This is a genomic window from Longimycelium tulufanense, from assembly GCF_014645795.1.
GTDB classification, from domain to species: Bacteria; Actinomycetota; Actinomycetes; order Mycobacteriales; family Pseudonocardiaceae; genus Longimycelium; species Longimycelium tulufanense.
Genome location: NZ_BMMK01000017.1, coordinates 119,245 through 138,701, shown reverse-complemented (window position 1 = coordinate 138,701; position 19,457 = coordinate 119,245). Strand labels below are relative to the sequence as shown.

16 protein-coding genes are annotated in these 19,457 nt (G+C 70.6%); 7 read left to right on the top strand and 9 right to left on the bottom strand.

Going from position 1 to position 19,457, the window contains the following annotated elements; translation table 11 throughout:
• Window positions 1–199 precede the first annotated feature (199 nt).
• From IEY55_RS18265 to IEY55_RS18240, 6 genes are read left to right on the top strand one after another with little or no spacing between them, the layout of a single operon-like run.
• A complete protein-coding gene (locus IEY55_RS18265) occupies window positions 200–583 on the top strand; it encodes an ectoine synthase (RefSeq protein ID WP_189059422.1) in 384 nt (127 codons plus the stop codon).
• A gap of 55 nt (window positions 584–638) precedes the next feature.
• Entirely contained in the window at window positions 639–1,178 is a 540-nt protein-coding gene (locus IEY55_RS18260) for a nucleoside 2-deoxyribosyltransferase (protein WP_229686508.1), read from the top strand.
• Window positions 1,179–1,209: 31 nt separating this feature from the next.
• Entirely contained in the window at window positions 1,210–2,115 is a 906-nt protein-coding gene (locus IEY55_RS18255; RefSeq protein WP_189059420.1) for a beta/alpha barrel domain-containing protein, read from the top strand.
• Window positions 2,116–2,118: 3 nt separating this feature from the next.
• The gene (locus IEY55_RS18250) at window positions 2,119–2,931 is read left to right on the top strand and encodes a creatininase family protein (RefSeq protein WP_189059418.1); all 813 of its coding nucleotides are present in this window, start codon (window positions 2,119–2,121) and stop codon (window positions 2,929–2,931) included.
• Window positions 2,928–4,283, top strand: coding sequence for an ATP-grasp domain-containing protein (locus tag IEY55_RS18245; protein ID WP_189059416.1), 1,356 nt, complete (start codon window positions 2,928–2,930; stop codon window positions 4,281–4,283). Before IEY55_RS18250 ends, IEY55_RS18245 begins: the two co-directional genes overlap by 4 nt.
• On the top strand, window positions 4,280–5,821 hold the full coding sequence (locus tag IEY55_RS18240) for an MFS transporter (protein WP_189059414.1): 1,542 nt from the start codon (window positions 4,280–4,282) through the stop codon (window positions 5,819–5,821). Before IEY55_RS18245 ends, IEY55_RS18240 begins: the two co-directional genes overlap by 4 nt.
• Before the next feature lie 230 nt (window positions 5,822–6,051).
• Here IEY55_RS18240 and pgl read toward each other — a convergent pair whose 3' ends face one another.
• The 6 genes from pgl to tkt all read right to left on the bottom strand — a co-directional run bounded on the left by pgl (window position 6,052) and on the right by tkt (window position 14,530).
• Window positions 6,052–6,831 carry a 6-phosphogluconolactonase gene (gene pgl / locus IEY55_RS18235; protein WP_189059412.1) on the bottom strand — a complete coding sequence of 260 codons (780 nt, stop codon included), beginning with the start codon at window positions 6,829–6,831 and terminating at the stop codon, window positions 6,052–6,054.
• The gene (opcA, locus tag IEY55_RS18230; protein ID WP_189059410.1) at window positions 6,828–8,033 is read right to left on the bottom strand and encodes a glucose-6-phosphate dehydrogenase assembly protein OpcA; all 1,206 of its coding nucleotides are present in this window, start codon (window positions 8,031–8,033) and stop codon (window positions 6,828–6,830) included. Before opcA ends, pgl begins: the two co-directional genes overlap by 4 nt.
• An 85-nt stretch (window positions 8,034–8,118) precedes the next feature.
• A complete protein-coding gene (gene zwf / locus IEY55_RS18225) occupies window positions 8,119–9,651 on the bottom strand; it encodes a glucose-6-phosphate dehydrogenase (protein WP_189059408.1) in 1,533 nt (510 codons plus the stop codon).
• Window positions 9,648–11,273 carry a phosphoglucose isomerase-related protein gene (locus IEY55_RS18220; RefSeq protein WP_189059406.1) on the bottom strand — a complete coding sequence of 542 codons (1,626 nt, stop codon included), beginning with the start codon at window positions 11,271–11,273 and terminating at the stop codon, window positions 9,648–9,650. Before IEY55_RS18220 ends, zwf begins: the two co-directional genes overlap by 4 nt.
• Before the next feature lie 6 nt (window positions 11,274–11,279).
• Window positions 11,280–12,395, bottom strand: a complete 1,116-nt coding sequence (tal, locus tag IEY55_RS18215) for a transaldolase (RefSeq protein ID WP_189059404.1) — start codon at window positions 12,393–12,395, stop codon at window positions 11,280–11,282.
• Between the two features lie 29 nt (window positions 12,396–12,424).
• A complete protein-coding gene (gene tkt, locus IEY55_RS18210) occupies window positions 12,425–14,530 on the bottom strand; it encodes a transketolase (RefSeq protein ID WP_229686507.1) in 2,106 nt (701 codons plus the stop codon).
• A 308-nt stretch (window positions 14,531–14,838) separates the two neighbouring features.
• Between tkt and IEY55_RS18205 the strand changes: the two genes are divergently transcribed.
• Window positions 14,839–15,777: a heme o synthase gene (locus IEY55_RS18205; protein WP_229686514.1), complete on the top strand. Its 939-nt coding sequence runs from the start codon at window positions 14,839–14,841 to the stop codon at window positions 15,775–15,777.
• 57 nt (window positions 15,778–15,834) lie between these two features.
• Here the strand turns inward: IEY55_RS18205 and IEY55_RS18200 are convergent, their stop codons facing one another.
• The 3 genes from IEY55_RS18200 to IEY55_RS18190 form a co-directional block, all read right to left on the bottom strand.
• Window positions 15,835–16,683, bottom strand: coding sequence for a class II glutamine amidotransferase (locus tag IEY55_RS18200; protein WP_189059399.1), 849 nt, complete (start codon window positions 16,681–16,683; stop codon window positions 15,835–15,837).
• Between the two features lie 131 nt (window positions 16,684–16,814).
• A complete protein-coding gene (locus IEY55_RS18195; RefSeq protein WP_189059397.1) occupies window positions 16,815–17,891 on the bottom strand; it encodes a methyltransferase domain-containing protein in 1,077 nt (358 codons plus the stop codon).
• A 429-nt stretch (window positions 17,892–18,320) separates the two neighbouring features.
• The gene (locus tag IEY55_RS18190; protein WP_189059395.1) at window positions 18,321–19,292 is read right to left on the bottom strand and encodes a quinone oxidoreductase family protein; all 972 of its coding nucleotides are present in this window, start codon (window positions 19,290–19,292) and stop codon (window positions 18,321–18,323) included.
• Window positions 19,293–19,457: the final 165 nt, after the last annotated feature.

Here is a 19,457-nt window from a genome sequence, read left to right as displayed (position 1 = left end):
GGGTAACTGACATGTGTCGGGACACGGTCCCGGCCATCATTCTCGCCCGGCGCGGCACGCTCCTGATCTGTGGTTCATGTCGCGGTGTCGTTGTGACCACCGCTGGAGCGCATCCCGGAACTGACCTGTTGCGCATCTATCGAACGGTCATCGCTGTCCACTCCCGTGGTGGACAACTTCGTTTGGTGGGGATTTCTTAATGTTCGTACGAAGTCTCGACGAGGTCAAAGGTACCGATCGCGACGTCGACTGGGGAAACGGTAGGAGTTATCGGCTCCTGGTCGAGTCCGACAACATGGGTTACACGATTTGTCACACCGTCGTCCGTGCCGGCACGACCTCGCTGTTGCGGTACCAGAACCACCTCGAGTCCTGCTACTGCATCGCCGGCGAAGGCGAGATCGAGGACATGGCGGGCAAAGTCTACCCGATCAGGACCGGCGATCTTTACGCACTGGACCAGCACGACCAGCACTACCTGCGTGCTGGCGCCGGCGATCTCATCCTCATCAGCGTCTTCAACCCGCCACTCAAGGGGCACGAACGGCACCACCTCGGCCGGTCCCATCCGTCGGGCTACTGAAACCGCCGGTGTTCCCCCGGGATCCATCGCCGATCCCGACAAGCAAGGAGCAGATGTGGACGACCTTTCCCTCACCACCCGTGACGAGGCGGACCTGACCGGGATGAACGTCTTCGTGGGCGGGCCCATCCAGCACGCCATCCAACGTGACGGGTTCTACTCACCGCTCCGCGACGCCATCCACGACATCATCGAGTCGGTGCGGGCCGCCAGCGGCACCGTCTTCTCCGCCCACCTGGCCGAGAAGTTCGGGGACGACACCGCCCTGTTCACTCCCGAGCAGGTCGCCGAGCGCGACCTCCGCTGGATGCGGCGCTGCGACGTCTTCGTCCCCGTCCTGCCCGCACACGAACGCGGCGGGCTGCTGCGCACCGACGGCACCCACGTCGAGCTGGGCTGGGCCTCCGCACTCGGCAAGCCGATCGTCCTCGTCACGCCGCTGCCCGTCACCCCGACCGCAAGCCATCTGCTGCGAGGGCTGCCGGCGGTGGCCCAGGTGGGCGTCTTCGACATCACGCGCGTGCAGCACGACCGTTCCACGCTGCTCGGCCTGATCTCCTCGGCCGCGCGGGACACCGTGGCAATGGTGGACTGATCTGCGCCGGCTGGAGGAAACCATGGCTGTCATGGCCGAGGGCCGTGCCCGGTGCAGGGCGCTGGGCATGACCCTGTCGTCACCGGTCGTCGTCGGCTCCGGGCTACTCACCGACCAGGAACGGAACATCCGCCGCCTGCTGGAGCGTGGCGCGGGCGCCGTCGTCACCAAGACCATCCACCCGAGCCCACCCCGTATCGGTGACGAGCGCGTGCTGCGCCTCCCCACGGGCATGCTCAACAGCACGACGTACTCCCGCCGGAGCGTCGACGACTGGTGCGCGATGCTGGCCCGGTTCGCCCAGGACGGTCTTCCGGTGATCGCCTCGGTGCACGCGAACTCACCCGCGGAGCTGGGCACGCTGGCACAGCGCGTCGCCGAAACCGGCTGCCGGGCACTGGAGCTGGGCATCTCCTGCATGAACGAGGAGGAGGGCCTGGACGACACCCCGGGCCGGGTGGCCGCCCACGTCCAGGCGGTCCGGGAGCTGACCTCCCTGCCGTTCAGCGTGAAGCTCGCCGTGGGCGAGCGGACGCGGGACCGGGTGCTGGCCGCCCTGGAGGCGGGCGCCGACGCGATCACCCTCAGCGACACCATCGCCGGTCTGGCCGTCGACCCGGTGACCGGTGAGGTGCGGCTCGGCGGCGCGTTCGGGTATTCCGGTGCCGGCATCAAACCGCTCGTGCTCGCCGAGATCTTCGCTCTGCGCCAGCGGGGCGTCGAGGCGCCGATCCTGGGCGGTGGCGGGGTCCAGCACGCCTCGGACGTCGTCGAGTACCTCAGCGTCGGTGCGAACGTCGTGCAGGTCTACACCGCGCTACACAAGAACATGCACGAGACCTTCGCAGCCATCCAGAACGGGGTCGCGGCCTGGTTGCGGAGCCATGACACCACCGTCGACAGCCTGGTGGGCCGAAGCCTGCCGAAGAGGGGATGAGGGATGCGTCGTCGCACGACGACCGTTCGCCGGTACGGAGACCTCACCAGCGCCCAGGTCGGGTCCACTGTGGAGGGTTCCACCCTGGTGTGGGCGGTCGGCGGACTGGAGCAGCACGGACCACACCTGCCGTTGTCCGTCGACCACGACATACCCTCCGCGATCGCGGAGGAGGTCGCGGCCGCGCTCGACGGGTACCTGTTGCCCAGCCAACCGATCTCGGCGCGCTCCCTCCCACAGAGTGGGGGAGGACTGCACCTCCCGGGCACCGTGCATCTACGGGGCACGACGCTGGTCGAGTACCTGACGGACTGCCTGCGGGGACTGTCCGAGCTGCGGCCGGGACGTCTGGTGATCATCAACGGGCACTACGAGAACGAGGGGCTCCTCTTCGAGGCCATCGACGGGTGCCGGCCCACCGATCTGTTCCGTGACACCGTGATCCTGGCCGCGAGCTGGTGGAGCTTCGTGCATGGCTCCTTCCTCGCCCGGGAGTTGCCCGACTTTCCCGGCTGGCACGCCGAACACGCCGGACTCACCGAGACCAGCCTGATGCTCTACCTCCGGCCGGACACCGTCCGTGCAAGTCGGCCGGGACACGACACCCCACCACTGGCAGGCGTGTACGTCCATCCACTCGACGTGTCCCGCATGTCCAACCAGGGTGTGCTGTCCTCGACCGAGGGTGCGTCCGCCGACCTCGGCGAGCGCCTGTTCTGGCATGTCGTGGACAACGTCTGCGAGCTGGTGCGCTCCGGCTACGGGGTCCCGCGCGAGGGACTGGTCACCGCGGACCGCGCGGAGGGCAGGCCGTGACAGGCACGGATCCGGTTCCCACCGTCTGCGTCTGCAACGCGGTCGACACCCTCGGTGAGGTCGCCGGACGCGCATCCGACGCGCGCCAGGCCAGCGCAATCCTGGCCGAATCGTTCTCCCAGCAGGATCAGGCTGTCTTCTGGCAACCCACCCGGAAGCTCATCGTCACCGCCCGACCGATCGGAAACCTCGACTGGCAGACGGGTTTCCTCGGGCTGTCCGGGGTAGGCAACCTCAGCCCGCGTTCCCTCTCCGGATCCCTGTTCACCGACATCGTCCGTGACGAGCAGGTGATGGCCGGCCTGGTCGACTACGCCGGCCCGACGGGGCGCGTCCGGCTCTTACCGCACACGACCACGGCCGACCTCTGGACGTTCGTCGAGACGTTGCGGCTGCGCGGTGTCACCGTCGAGCTCCCAGAAAGCTGCCCGAGCCAGACACTCCGGGACATCCTCGACACCAAGCATGGCCTGCGGTCGCTCGTGGTCGAGCTCGGCCTGGCCGGATCCACCTGCCGTGTCGCCGACGGTCGGACATGCCACAGTCGGGCCGAAGCCACCGTCGCCGTCACCGAGTTTCTTGCCGAGGGACGGCCCTGCATCGCCAAGGCCGACCGAGGCGAGGCGAGTGTCGGCCTGCTCATCTTCCGGCCAGGGGACGATCCGGAACACATCCGCCGGTCCCTGACAGAAGGCACCTTCTACGGTGACGACCCCATCGTGGTGGAGGAGTACGTCGACGGGGACGATGTCGTCTTCCCGTCGGTGGAGTACATCGTTCCGGAGGAGCCGGCAGCGGAACCGGTCCTGACCCACGTGTGCGAGATGTTGTTCGACGGTCCCACCCGGCTCCGCGGAAACGCGACGGGACCGTCGCTGGTGACGGAGAAGTGGTACGAGAACCTGGTGTCCGGCAGCCTCGTCATCGCCCGTGAGCTCCAGCGTCGGGGATACCGCGGACACTTCGGGATCGACGCGGTCGCCCGGGAGAGCGGGGAGGTCTTCCTGCTCGACCTCAACCCCCGGCGCACCGGCTCCACCCACGTCCACGACTTCGGATCGGGCTTTTTCGGGGCAAACTACGCAGAACATACCGCGGTGGGAAACTTCGACTTCTACGGGCTCGAAGCCGGCATATCCCTGGAAGCGGTCCTGGATCTCCTCGGCCCCCTGGTGCGCGCACCGGGGTCGGCGCCCACCGGCGTCGTTCCCTGCGAGCTGACCGGACTGGAGGCAGGAAGACTGAGCTGCATGATCTTCGCACCGTCGATGGACGGGTTCCACGCGCTGGTCGAGCAGGTACGAGGTCGGATCCAGCACGCTGGACACGACACGCGAGCGGAATCACCTTGACCGACAAGCAGAATCGCTGGTTCGTCCTCGCCGTCGTGGCCGGGTGCTATCTACCGGTGGCGGCGGACGCGACCATCCTCAACATCGCGGTGCCCTCGCTCACCGACACCCTCGGCGCGACCGCCCGCGAAGTGCTGTGGATCGCCGACATCTACCCGCTGATGATGGTGGGTCTGGTGCTCGTCACCGGACCGCTCGGCGACCGTATGGGGCACAAGCGGCTGCTGCTTCTCGGATTGGCCGTGTTCGGGGTTGCGTCCGCCGTCTCCGCCTTCTCACCGACACCACCGTTACTGATCGCCGGTCGCGCCGCGCTGGCGACCGGAGCGTCGATGATCATCCCGGCCACGCTGGCCATCATCCGCCAGGTGTTCCATGACGACCGGGAGCGCGCGGTCGCCATCGGCGTCTGGAGTGCGGTTGCCTCCGGTGGCGCCGCCGTGGGACCGGTGGCCGGCGGTGCCCTGCTCGAGCACTTCTGGTGGGGCTCGGTGTTCCTCATCAACGTCCCGATTGTGGGACTCGCGCTGGTGCTGGTCACGGTGTTGCTGGCCAACCGTGCAGCGGAGCACAAGGAACCGTGGGAGCCGCTGTCACCGGTGCTCGGGATCGTCGGCGTGGTCGGCGTCGTCTACGCGGTCAAAGCTCTCGCCCACAGTGGGAGCTCAGCCACCGAGTTCCTGGTCCCCGGGTTGGTCGGCGCGACGGTGCTCGTCCTGTTCGTCCGGCGCCAGCTACGCGCCAGGCACCCCATGCTCGACCTGACATTGTTCGCCGAACGACGCTTTCGCATCGGTGTCCTGGCCTCGGTGGTGCCGGTGCTGGTGATGGTCGGATTCGAACTGCTGCTCGCCCAGGAGCTGCAGTTCGTGCTCGGGCTGTCCCCGTGGGAAGCAGGGTTCTTCCTTCTCCCCATGCCGATCGCGGCGTTCGTCGGTGGCCCGCTGGGTGGTTTTTTGGTGTCCCGCCTCGGCCTGCGCGGGGTTGTCTCGGCCGGGCTTGTGATGGCAGCGGTGGGGTACGCGGGGACGGCGGCATTCTCCACCCAGCACGCTTCCGGCGTGATCATGGTGTGTCTGGTGTTGATCGGTGCCGGGCACGGCGCCGTGCAGACGGTGGCGTCGGACGCCATCATGACCGGTGCCCCGCAGCACCGAGCCGGAGCCGCCGCCTCCATCGAGTCGGTCTCCTACGAAGTCGGTGCCGGGCTCGGTATCGCGTTGCTCGGCAGCCTGATGGCAGCGCTCTACACGCACAGCTTCGTGCTGCCGGACAAGCTCGAGGCGGTCACGCCGTCCGAGGCGGGAAACTCGATCGGGGAAGGCGTGACGGCCGCCCGGCGGGTCGGGGGCGAGGCCGGCGACCTGATCGCCGACGCCGCACGATCCGCGTACACCTACGGTTTCCGGCTGACCGCGGTCGTGGCCTGTGTGACCGTCGCGCTTCTCGCGATGTTCACGTCGGTCGCGCTCCGACAGCGGAAGCCGGGTCGGCAGGAGACCGAGCCAGCGGGCACGGCGTCGAGGGGGCAGGCGTAACGCGCGCCGCAGACGTTTCCGCGGTGTCTCTACCGCGCCCGCGGTGACTTCCGGCCGGGGGTGGCCGGCCGCCCACTGCCGTCACCCCGTGTCAAGTGAATATTTGTCCCCTGTGGACAGCCGGTTCTCGCTGTGGACACGTGTTTTGAGTTGGCCAAACACGCGACTAGCCTGGACGCGGGGCGTCAGCCCCCGGGAGGGCGGGGGACTGTCCAGGGAGGGGACGAGGCTCAGGCCAGCGGGGGAACGAACACGCCGGGCACCTTGGCCGCCGCCGCGCGGTCCAGCAGCCACAGCGTGCGGCGGCGCCCGCGGGCACCCGCCGCCGGCAGCTGCACCTCACCGGCCCCGCTGAGCGCCATGGCGACCGCCGCCGCCTTGCCCGTCCCCGTGGTCAACAGCCACACCTCGGTCGCGGACCGAATCGCCGGCAACGTCAACGAAACCCGGGTCGGCGGCGGCTTCGGGCAGTTCCGCACCGCCACCACCGACCGCTCGGTCTCGTACACCGCCGGAGAGGAGGGGAACACCGACGCGGTGTGCCCCTCCTCGCCCACACCCAGCAGGCAGACGTCGAACGCCGGAACCGGCGCGTGGTCCTCCGGCTGCGCCCCGGCCTTCAACACCTCGGCGTAGGCGGCCGCGGCCGCGTCCGGGTCGTCCCCGAACTCGCCGTCCGACGGCGCCATCACGTGCACCCGCGCCGGATCCACCGGCACATGGTCCAGCAACGCCTCCCGCGCCTGGGTCTCGTTCCGCTCCGGGTGCCCCGCCGCCAGGAATCGCTCGTCACCCCAGTACAGGTCGACACGCGACCAGTCGACCGCGTCCCGCGCCGGGGCCTCCCGCAGCTCCTCCAACACCGCGATACCCGTGCGACCACCGGTGAGCACCAGCGACGCGGAACCCCGCGCGGCCTGCGCATCGACCAACCGGGTCACCAACCGCGCCGCCACGGCGGCAGCCAACAGCTCCGCGGTGCCATGCACCACGACCTGGGGTTGCCTCACTTCTCCGCCCTGCCGCTCGTCTTCGTGCCCGCCCGCTTGGCCGACCTCGGCGCCGACCTGCCCGCCGCCGAGGTCTTGGCGGACGGCTGCGCCCCGGCCGCCTCGGGGGCCGCCGTGGTGCCCTTCGCCGCCGGCTTCGTACCCGCCACCTTCGCGGTGACCTTGGTACCGGCCTTCGCCGATTCACGCGACGCAGCAGCCGACTTCCGCGCACCCGCCCCGGCGCTCTTGCCCGCCTTGGCACGGGAACGTCGGGCCGGGCTGGTCGCCCGCACCGTGGTCCGCGAGTGGTCCACCTTCGCCAGGCCCTTGAGCGTGGCCTCGTAGATCTCGTCCGGGTCCAGCCGGCGCAGCTCCTCCACCAGGCAGTCCTGGTTCTCCCGGCGCTGCAACGCCACCCGACGCTCCGGCTGCCCCGGCTGGGTCAGCGTACCCACGCTGCCATCGGGCCGTACCAGCTCGACATGGCCGGAAGCACGTTCCAGCACCACCGAATGCATGCCCTCCCCGGCCGGCCGCCGCATCCGCCGCACCGGGATCCGCAGGTACGCGGCCAGCCAGCCGGCCAGCAGGTCGGTGGAGGGGGAGTCGGAGCCGCCGGTGACCGTCGCCGCGGTGATCTTCTCGTGCGGCGGCAGGTCCAGCGCGGAGGCCAGCAACGCCCGCCAGGTGGTCAACCGGGTCCACGCGAGGTCGGTGTCGCCCTCGGCGTAGGAGGCGCGGCGCGTCTCCAACGCCTTGATCGGGCTCTTCTCCGCCGCAGCGTCGGTGATCCGTCGCGTCGCGAGCCGACCGATCGGGTCCCGTGCCGGCACCTCCGGTGCCTTGCCCGGCCACCACGCCACCACCGGGGCATCCGGCAGCAGCAACGGCACCACACAACTCGCACCCTCGTCGGCCAGCGGGCCGTAGAGCCGGAGCACGACGACCTCGCTGGCCCCGGCGTCCCCGCCGACCCGGATCTGTGCGTCCAGCCGCGCCGCGGCCTTGCGCGAGCCGCGCGCCACCACGATCACCCGGCACGGGTGCTCGCGGCTGGCCTGGTTCGCCGCGTCCACCGCCTCCTCGGTCTGCACCCCGTCATCGGTGACGATCACCAGGGTGAGCACCCGGCCCAGGGCGACCGCGCCCCCCTGGTCACGCAGTTCGACGAGCTTCTTGTTGACCTGCGATGTCGTGGTCGAAGGCAGGTCGATGATCACGGGCGCCTCCTGTGTCGATGCGGGACACCCGCGGCCGGTCGGCCCCCGCAAGCTCCAGCACCTCCAGCGACAAGCCAGTAGTCGCTCACGGGCGCCTCCAGTGCCGACCGGTCCTGTCCAACATCGCGTGCGCCGAGTCCGGACCCCACGAACCCGCCGTGTACGGCTCCGGCCTGCCCTTGGCCTCCCAATACCGCAGCACGGGATCCAGGATCTCCCAGGACAGCTCGACCTCCTCGTTCACCGGGAACAACGACGGCTCGCCCAGCAACACGTCCAACAGCAGCCGCTCGTACGCCTCCGGCGAGCTCTCGGTGAACGCGTGCCCGTAGCCGAAGTCCATCGTGACGTCGCGGACCTCCATCGCCGCGCCCGGCACCTTCGACCCGAACCGCATGGTCACGCCCTCGTCCGGCTGCACCCGGATCACCAGCGCGTTCTGCCCCAGCTCCTCGGTCATCGTGGCGTCGAACGGCAGGTGCGGGGCCCGCTTGAACACCACGGCGATCTCGGTCACCCGGCGGCCCAGCCGCTTGCCGGTGCGCAGGTAGAACGGCACCCCGGCCCATCGCCGCGTGTTCACCGCGCAGGTGATCGCCGCGTACGTCTCGGTGGTCGAGCCCGGCGCGATGCCGTCCTCCTCCAGGTAGCCGCGCACCTTCTGGCCGCCCTGCCACCCACCGACGTACTGGCCGCGGGCCGTGGTCTCCTCGAACGGCCCCACCGGCTTGGTCGCCGACAGCACCTTGACCTTCTCGGTCCGCAGCGCCCGCGGGTGGAAGGAGGTCGGCTCCTCCATGGCCATCAACGCCAGCAGCTGCAGCAGGTGGTTCTGGATGACGTCGCGTGCCGCACCGATCCCGTCGTAGTAGCCCGCCCGGCCACCGATGCCGATGTCCTCGGCCATCGTGATCTGCACGTGGTCGACGTAGTGCGAGTTCCACAACGGCTCGAACAGCTGGTTGGCGAAGCGCAGCGCCAGGATGTTCTGCACCGTCTCCTTCCCGAGGTAGTGGTCGATGCGGAACACCGACTCCTCGGGGAAGACCTCGTTGACGATGCGGTTCAGCTCGCGCGCGCTGGCCAGGTCGTGCCCGAACGGCTTCTCGATGACCACCCGGCGCCACTGGTCCGGCCCGGGCTCGGTCAGCCCGGAACGGGCCAGCTGCTCGGACACCACCGGGAAGAACGACGGCGGGATCGACAGGTAGAACGCGTGGTTCCCACCGGTGCCCCGGTCATGGTCCAGCTCCTTGACGGTGGCAGCCAGCGAGTCGAACGCCGCCGGGTCGTCGAAGGTGCCGGGCACGAACCGGAAGCCCTCGGCCAGCCGGTCCCACACCGCCTGCCGGAACGGAGTACGGGCGTACTGGCGCACCGCCTCGTACACCACGCGGCCGAAGTCCTGGTCGGCCCAGTCCCGGCGGGCGTAGCCCACCAGGCCGAAGCCCGGCGGCAGCAGCCCCCGGTTGGCCAGGTCGTAGATGGCCGGCATCAGCTTCTTGCGGGACAGGTCACCGGTCACCCCGAAGATCACCAGCCCGCACGGCCCGGCGATCCGGGGCAGCCGCTTGTCCCGCTCGTCGCGCAGCGGGTTACGCCATGTTCTCGCCTTCACCCGCGGACCTCCTGGACCGCCTTGACCACGTGGGCCAGTCCCGCCAGCCGGTCCAGCAGGTGCAGCCGCAACACCGGGCGCTTCCGCTCGGCCAGCACCTGGCCGTCACCCAGCGCCTGCGCCCGCTGCAGCTCACCGAGCGTGTACGGCCGGCCAGGCACGTCCAGGTCCTCCACCACAGCCCCGGTGACCTGCAGGAACATCCCGTTCTGATGGCCGCCCTTGTGGTACTGCCCGGTCGAGTGCAGGAACCGTGGACCCCACCCGAAGGTGGTCTGCAACCCGGAACGGCGGGCCAGCTCGGCCCGCAGCAGCGACGTCGAGGCGTCGTCGATCCGGTCCAGGTACGCCTGCACCGCCAGGTAACCGTGCTCCGGGGCCGCGGCCAGGAACGCCCGCAACGCGTCGGCCACCGACGCCACACCCGCGCTCATCCAGTTACCCGAGGCGTAGACCTCCACCGGCCCGTCCACCACGTTCGGTGCCGTCGTCGGCCCGGTCGGCGACGGGTTGTCCAGCAGCGCCCGCGCGGCCTTCTTCGCCGCCTCCACGTCCGGCTGGTCGAACGGGTTGATGCCCAGCAACCGGCCGGCGACCGCCGTGGCGTACTCCCACAGCAGGAACAGCCCGCCCAGCGGCCCGGTCGTGGTGATCCGCGCGGAGCCGGTGGCCGGGCCCAGCGCGACCGGGGTGGCGTCCTCACCGGCGTCGGCGAAGCCCGGCGCGTCAGCGTTCTCCACGACCACCGGCAGCAGGCCGGTGCCCTCCTTGCCGGTCGACTCGGCGATGAGCTGCTCCGCCCAGTCGGCGAAGCCGGTGATCCCGGACCCGGTGTCGGCGAGCACCACCTTCTCCGCGCCCACCGAGTGCGCCGCCCCCAGCGCGGCGGCCAACCGTAGCGCCGGGTTGTCCGCGCCGTCGACGGCCAGCACCCGCGCCGCCTCCGCCGCGTCGTCCAGCAACGCGGCGATGTCGGCACCGGCCAGCCCCGCCGGCACCAGGCCGAACGCGGTCAGCGCCGAGTAGCGGCCACCCACGTTCGGATCGGCCAGGAACACCTTGCGGTACCCGGCCTCGCCGGCGGTCTCGGCCAGCGGGGAGCCCGGGTCGGTGACCACCACGATCCGGGACGCTGCATCGATTCCGTCCTGTGCGAAAGCAGACTCGAAGATCCGGCGGTGGCTGTCGGTCTCGACGGTGGTCCCGGACTTCGACGACACCACGATCACGGTGCGCCGCAGGTCACCGGCCAGCGCGTCGGCCACCTGCCCGGGGTCGGTGGTGTCCAGCACCACCAGCGGCACGCCCGCGGTCGCGCAGATGACCTCCGGGGCCAGCGAGGAGCCCCCCATGCCGGCCAGCACGACCCGGTCGATGCCCTCGGCCCGCAACTCGGCCGCGAGCGCCTCGACCTCGGCCAGCAGCGGCCGGGACGTCTCGTGCAGCGTGGTCCAGGACAGCCGGATGGACGCCTCGGGCTGGGCGGCAGGACCCCACAGCGTGGGGTCCTGCGCCGCCAGCTGGCTGGCCACCCGCTCGTCGACCAGGCGGTCGACGAGCGCGACGGCGTCGGAGGCAAGTCCATCGTGGACGATCGCCACGTCCAACTCGGATACTCCCATCCAGCCTCAGTCCTTCGCCTGCTCGAGCTGCTCTGTCACGGTGTCCAGCAACTCGGTCCAGGACTTGTCGAACTTCTCCACGCCCTCGCGCTCCAGCACCGCGAACACGTCGTCGAGATCCACTCCCGCGGCGGCCAGCCGGTCGAAGACCTGCTTCGCCTGCTCGCCCGTACCCCGCACGGTGTCGCCGCGCACCTCGCCGTGGTCGGCGACGGCGAACAACGTCTTCTCCGGCATCGTGTTCACCACGCCCGCCGTGACCAGCTCGTCCACGTAACGGGTGTCGGAGTAGGCCGGGTCCTTCACGCCGGTGGACGCCCACAGCGGACGCTGCGGCCGGGCCCCGGCGTCGGCCAGCGCCTGCCAGCGCTCCCCGGCGAAGACCTCCTCGTAGGCGACGAAGGCCAGCCGGGCGTTGGCGATGGCCGCCTCGCCCCGCAGCGCCTCGGCCTCCGCCGAGCCCAGCTCGCCCAGCCGCTTGTCGACCTCGGTGTCCACCCGGGACACGAAGAACGACGCCACCGAGGCGATCCGGGCCGGGTCGTGGCCCTTGGTCCTGGCCTGCTCCAATCCGGCCAGGAAGGCGTCCATCACCGCCCGGTAGCGCTCCACCGAGAAGATCAGCGTGACGTTGACGCTCACCCCCTCGGCCAGCACCCGGGTGATCGCGGGCAGGCCCTCGACCGTGGCCGGGATCTTGACCATCAGGTTCGGCCGGTCCACCGTCTTCCACAGCTCCAGCGCCTCGGCGACGGTGCCCTCGGTGTCGTGCGCCAGCCGCGGGTCCACCTCGATCGACACCCGGCCGTCCAGGCCGTTGGTGCGCTCCCACAGGTCCCGGAAGACGTCGCAGGCGGTGCGCACGTCGGTGGTGGTGATCTCGCGCACCGTCTGGTCCACCGAGGCGCCGCGCTCGGCGAGCTCACGCACCTGCGCGTCGTAGGACTCGCCCTTGGCCAGCGCGGCCGCGAAGATGGTCGGGTTGGTGGTCACCCCGACCACGTGGTGGTCGCGGATCAGGCTCGCCAGGTTGCCCGACTCCATCCGCTCGCGGGACAGGTCGTCCAGCCAGACGGAGACACCGGCCTCGCTCAACGCGGCCAACGGGTTGCTCGTGCTCACTGCTCTAGCCTCCACATCACGCGTTCACGTCAGGCGGTGCCGCGTGCCCGGCCCAGGCTGCGCCGCGCGGCCTCGACGACCGCCTCGGCGGTGAACCCGAACTCGCGGAACAGCGTCTTGTAGTCGGCGGACGCGCCGAAGTGCTCCAGGGACACGGTTTCACCGGCGTCCCCGACGAACCGGTGCCACGGCATCGCCACACCGGCCTCCACCGAGACCCGCGCCTTCACCGAGGGTGGCAGCACCTGGTCGCGGTAGGTCTGGTCCTGCTCGTCGAACCACTCCACGCACGGCATCGAGACCACACGAGCGGCAACGCCCTGCTCGGCCAGGATCTTCCGGGCCTCGACCGCCAGCTGCACCTCCGAGCCGGTGGCGATGATCACCACGTCCGGCTCACCGTTGCCGTTGTCGCCGTCGACGAGCACGTAACCGCCGCGGGCCACGCCCTCGGCGTCGGTGCCCTCCAGCACCGGCACGTTCTGCCGGGTCAACGCCAGCCCGGCCGGGGCGTCCGGCCGTTCCAGCACCGTCTTCCACACCGCCGCGGTCTCGTTGGCGTCGGCCGGGCGCACCACCGACAGGCCCGGGATCGCCCGCAGCGCGGCCAGGTGCTCGACCGGCTGGTGGGTCGGGCCGTCCTCGCCCAGGCCGATCGAGTCGTGCGTCCACACATAGATCGCGGCCGACTTCATCAGCGCGGCCAGCCGCACCGCCGGCCGCATGTAGTCGCTGAACACCAGGAACGTGCCGCCGTAGGGGCGGGTGCCGCCGTGCAGCGCGATGCCGTTGAGGATCGCGCCCATGGCGTGCTCACGGACGCCGAAGTGCAGCGTGCGGCCGTAGGGCTGGGCCTGCCACTTGCCGGTGGAGATCTCGGTCGGGCCGAAGGAGTCGGCGCCCTTCATCGTGGTGTTGTTGCTGCCGGCCAGGTCGGCCGAGCCACCCCACAGCTCGGGCAGCACGTCGGCGAGCGCGTTGAGCACCTCACCGGACGCCTTGCGGGTCGCGACCCCCTTCGGGTCGGGCTTCCAGCTGGGCAGCTTCGCCGCCCAGCCGTCCGGCAGCTGCCGCCTGGCCATCCGCTGCAGCAACGCGTGCCGCTCCGGGTTGGCCTGGGCCCACGCCTCGAACGACCGCTGCCACTCGGCGTGTGCGGCCTTCCCGCGCTCGACGACCTTGCGCGCGTGCGCGAGCACCTCGTCGTCCACCTGGAAGGTGCGGTCCGGGTCGAAGCCCAGGATCCGCTTGACCTCGGCGACCTCGTCCGCGCCCAGCGCCGCGCCGTGCGACTCACCGGTGTTCATCGCGTGCGGCGCCGGGTAGGCGATCACCGTGCGCAGCACGATGATCGACGGGCGCTCGGTCTCGGCCCTGGCGGCCCGAAGCGCGGCCAGCACCTCGGTGACGTTCTCGCCGCCCTCCACGTGCTGCACGTGCCAGCCGTACGCCTCGTACCGCTTGCCCACGTCCTCGCCCAGGGCGATCTTGGTGTCGTCCTCGATCGAGATGCGGTTGTCGTCGTAGATGACGACCAGGTTGCCCAGCTGCTGCACGCCCGCGATGGACGACGCCTCGGAGGTGACACCCTCCTCGATGTCACCGTCGGAGGCGATCACGTAGATGTGGTGGTCGAACGGGCTGGTCCCCGGCGGCGCCTCCGGGTCGAACAGGCCGCGCTCCCGCCGGGCGGCCATCGCCATGCCCACGGCCGAGGACAGCCCCTGGCCCAGCGGGCCGGTGGTGATCTCGATCCCCGGGGCGTGCCAGTACTCGGGGTGCCCGGGGGTCTTGGAACCCCAGGTCCGCAGCGCCTGGATGTCGGCCAGCTCCATCCCGTAGCCGGAGAGGAAGAGCTGCAGGTAGAGGGTCAGGCTGCTGTGCCCGGCGGACAGGATGAACCGGTCCCGGCCGATCCATTCCGGGTCGCTCGGGTCGTGTCGCATGATCCGCTGGTACAACGCGTAGGCGGTCGGCGCGAGGCTCATCGCGGTGCCGGGATGACCGTTGCCCACCTCCTGCACGGCGTCGGCCGCGAGTACCCGGATCGTGTCGACCGCGCGCCTGTCGAGCTCGGTCCAGTCGTCCGGTACGCGGGGGGTGGTCAGGCGGGTGAGATCGTCGGTGACGGACACGGACGTTGCTCCCAGTTCACGTAGGTCGCGGGCGTGCTCGTCACGGCGTCCCTGGGTTCGTCGCACAAGCGACCCGCTCGTTCTCCCTCGTCCGCGCGCCAGCCTAGTCACCATCCGCCGATGGTGTGATCTCGGCACGGTGGAGACCGGCGCGAAGCACCCCGCCGGGTGGTCCGGTAGGTAGTGCGGCTACCATTCGCCACGGCCCACTGTCCAGGGCCGGTACCCGAACTGACGAGGAATCCCATGCCGGTGACCGCTGCGCGGGGGGCGCCGTGAGCCGTAGGACCTGCTCGGATGAGCAGACGGTGGGCACCGGCGCCGATCTCCCCGCCGAAGGCCGCGCCCGCACGGCCGGCGACCTGCTCAAAGCCTATGTCGGGCTGATCAAGCCACGGGTTATCGAGCTGCTGTTGGTCACCACCATCCCGGCGATGCTGCTGGCCCAGCGCGGCCTGCCGCCGCTGGGCACGTTCTTCGCCACCCTGGTCGGCGGGATCATGGCGGCCGGCAGTGCCAACGCTTTGAACTGCGTGGCCGACGCCGATATTGACTCGGTGATGAAACGCACGAAAGTGCGACCCTTGCCGAAACACAGCGTGAGCAATCGTCATGCGTTGGTGTTCGGCATCGTGCTGGGGCTGGCGTCCTTCGCATTCCTGTGGGCCACCACGAACCTGCTGGCCGGCCTGCTCGCCGTCGCCACGATCCTGTTCTATGTCTTCGTCTACACGCTGGTGCTCAAGCGCCGCACCGCGCAGAACGTCGTCTGGGGTGGGGCGGCCGGGTGCATGCCGGTGGTGATCGGCTGGTCCGCCGTGACCGGGACCGTCGAATGGCCGGCGCTGGTGATGTTCGGGATCGTCTTCTTCTGGACCCCGCCGCACACCTGGGCACTGGCCATGAAGTTCCGCGACGACTACGAGCGCGCGGGCGTGCCGATGCTGCCCGTGGTGGCCCCGCCCCGTCAGGTGTCCCGGCAGATCGTCCGCTACACGTGGGCGACGGTGCTGTGGTCGTTGCTGCTGGTCCCGGCCACGAGCTGGCTCTATGCCGCTTTCGCCGCGCTGAGTGGGCTGTGGTTCATCCTGATGGCCCACCAACTGCACGGTGCGACCAAGCGTGGCGAGAAGACCAAGCCGATGAAGCTGTTCCACCTGTCGAACACCTACCTGACCCTGGTGTGCGTGGGCCTTTCGGTGGACTCGCTGCTCGGCTGGCCGGCTCTCGGCTGGCCGTTCCTCTGACGCCTTCGGTCCCGCCTACTGGGACACCGGCATGACCGGCTTCCGCCTGGCGGTAGGTCACGACGACCCGCTGCCCGGAGGCTGTGGCTGGAACGGATGGATCTCGTCCTCGCCGGGCTGGATGACGCCGTAGCTCGACTCGGGGACCTCGTTCCAGGCGCCCGCCAGGTCGCCCAGCGGTTCGGAGACCACCAGCTTCGTCTCCGGGGAGGCTCGCCGGAACGGCTCGATCTCCGGGTACATCTTGCGAAGCGTGCTGATTTCGGTGCTGTAGAAGAGCGTCCGGGACCGATGCTCACTGGAGTAGCGGAAGATCCACATCCTGGTGCCGTCGGAGGTGGCGACCGTCATCTGTACTGGCGCGGGCACACCGTGCTCGCGGCCGATCTGTTCGACCAAGCCCACCATGCGGGCCACCGCCGAGGGCGGGTCGTCGGTGAGACCGAACGTCAGGGCGAGGAAGAACATCAGCTCCGAGTCGGTCGATCCCTCGATGTCGGCGAACAGGGCTGGGGCGACCTCGACCGCCAGCGCTCGCCTGAGCCGGGCGAACTCCTCGATGACGCCGTTGTGCATCCACAACCAGTTGCCGTGCCGGAACGGGTGGCAGTTGGTCTCCTGCACGGCGGTGCCGGTGGAGGCCCGTACGTGGGCGAAGAAGAGCGGCGACACGATGTGCCCGGAAAGTTCCCGGAGGTTGCGGTTCGACCACGCCGGGCCGAGCCCCCGGAACAGGGCGGGCTCGGTCTTCGACCCGGCATACCAGCCAACGCCGAACCCGTCGCCGTTGGTCGTCTCGACGCCGAGACGGGCGTGCATGCTCTGCTCGATGAGTGAGTGCGGTGGGCGGTAGATCATGGTGTCGAGCAGGATCGGCGACCCCGAGTACACGAGCCATCGGCACATTCCCGACCACCCCCGCTGGTCAACATCTCGCGCCCAGCGTGCGCCCGCCCACGCGGCTCGGCCAGTCGGCACGGCTGACGGGCTGCGAGGTGCCCGCGTGGCGGGCCTGTTGCCTGGGTTGGGGAACGCCCTCAGCCCTCCTCGGACGTCTCGTCCTCGAGCCGCACCTGCTGCCCGGTGGGCGTGACCGAGAGCACCCAACGGTGCAGACCCGGCTTCCCCTGCGCCTTCCACCACCGGTACGCGGTGACCACCTCGTCCCACAGCCGGCGTGGGCCGCACTGCCGGACGACGTGCGGGCCACGGGTCGTGCCGTACCGGACGTTCGCCCATGACCTCGAGCCCGGATCGAGCAGCCACAGCAGGTGTTCGGGATGCTCGGCGTCGGGTGGCTCGTGCCGCCACTGGCAGCCCGGCACCTGCACGCCGATCGCCCATCGCGCGTCGAACCGCTTCGCCACCCGCCACAGCTTGAGCGTCGTGTGGGAGACAACCGCGTCCGGATCATCGGGCACCACGTCCCCGAGGTCGGCCAGGGGCTCCCGGTGCTGCCGCAGCGGTGGCAGCACGATCCGTCCCAGCGCCCGGCCGGTCGCACGGCCGCCCTCATCCACGGCGAACGCGACCAGCGCGGCCCCATCGGTGAACGAGGTCCGCACCGGCGCCACGATCCGTCCACCCGGTCGGGTCTGTGTCACCCACGCGAAGGGCAGTGCGCCCACTGCCACGGCGGCGCTGGACAGCACCCGGTCGTAGGGCGCGCGTGGGGGATGACCGGCGGTCCCGTCGGCGGCCGCGACCGTGACCAGATAGCCGTGGGAGGCGAGGGCACCGCGTGCGGTCGCGGCCAGGAAGTGGTCGATCTCCACGGTGGTCACCCGGGACGGGCCGAGCCCGTGCGCCAGCACCGCCGCCGTGTACCCGGTTCCGGTGCCGATCTCCAGCACGCGGTGCCCTTCCTCCACCCGCAACGCGTCCAACAACGCCACCACGACGCTGGGGGCGGGCGAGGTCGCCGTGCGCTCCCGGCCGATCTCCGGCCAGCGGACCGCACCATCGTCGAACTGGAGCAACACCGTGACGTCGGCATCGGCCACCTCGGCCCAGCGGTGCGGCTCGGTGTAGCGGGAGACCGGCACGGGCTCGCCCCGCCCGTTGTCGACCCAGACATGGGCGGGCAGGAACCGGTCCCGGCCGACCGAGTCCACCGCGTCCCACCAGCGACTGGGAAGGTGGCTGACGGGGGCGAGGCCGGCTGTGGCATGATCGGCGACCACTCGCGGCGGGCGACCGTTGGGCGGCTTCGGGACCGGATTGCGGGGCGGTCTCGAGGTGGGTGCTGCCCTGGCGGTCGTCGGCGTGGCCACCGTCGCCTCCCTCCGCGCCGTGCCGGGTATCTCCCCGAAGGTCCCCGACGCGCCCCGCCAAGTGAAGGTTCGTCGCGGCGTGTCCGTCTGCCTACGACCCGATCGTGGGCGATCTCCGCGTGTCGAACCGCGGCCCGTATGCGCCGTAGCCGCCCACCACTGTCCTGACGACGGGACCGGCACACGGTTGTTGATCAGCGGTTTCGGCTCCGGGGACCCGACATGCTGCCTCAGGCGCCGGGCTCGCTCCGGCGCCTGAGGGCAGCAGTGTCACGGCACGAGGAGCAGCTTGCCCGTGGTCCGGCGCGCCTCCAGGTCCTCGTGCGCCCTCCGCGCGTCCACCAGCGGGTAGCGACCACCGACCCGGATGTTCAGCGCCCCGGACACGATGTCGTCGAACACCTCACCGGCCCGCCACACCAACTCCTCACGGGTCGCCACGTGGTGCGCCAGCGACGGCCGGGCGAGAAACACCGAGCCCGCGTCGTTGAGGCGTTGCGGATCCAGCGGCGGCACCGGCCCACTGGCCGCACCGAACAACGCGAGGGTCCCCCGTGGGCGCACGCTCGCCAGGCTGGCGTCGAAGGTGCTGCGGCCCACCCCGTCGTAGACCACGTCCACGCCCCGGCCACCGGTCAGCCGGCGCACCTCACCCGCCAGGTCCTCGACCTCGGTGTACCGGATCACCTCGTCCGCGCCCGCCGCACGCGCCAGGGCCTCCTTCTCCGCCGTCGACACGGTGCCTATCACCCGGCCGCCCAGCCGCTTGACCGACTGGGTCAGCAGCAGGCCCATCCCACCGGCGGCGGCGTGCACCAGGACCGTGTCGCCGGGCTGCACCGCGAACGTGGAGCGCGTCAGGTAGTGCGCGGTCATGCCCTGCAGCAACGCCCCGGCCGCCGTCTCGTCATCGACCCCCGTCGGCACCGCGACCGCGGAAGATGCGGGGACCACCGCCCGGCTGGCATAGCTGCCCAGCGCCTGCCCCCAGGCCACCCGGTCGTCCACGGCGAACTCGGTGACCCCCTCGCCGACCGTGACGACCCGACCGGCTCCTTCCAGCCCCGGGACGAACGGCAGCGGCAGCGGGTAAACGCCGGTCCGCTGATAGGTGTCGATGAAGTTGACCCCGGCGGCGGCGACCTCGACCAGCAACTCGCCCGGGCCCGGTGCGCGCTCCTCCCGCTCGGCGGGTTCGAGCACCTCGGGCCCGCCGTAGCTGCGCACCTCGATCACGCGCATCGGTTCCTCCTCGCCTTGCTGGGCCGTTCACCCGCAGCAACCGGCCGGACCGTGCCGGTGTTCCCGCCGCGCGCCCTGACTCCCGGGCAGCGTCCCGGAGTTCGGGGCCGCACGCATGCCGGCCCCGGCCGGCATCGCGTCACCCCGCGGTGACCGGCGGTGATT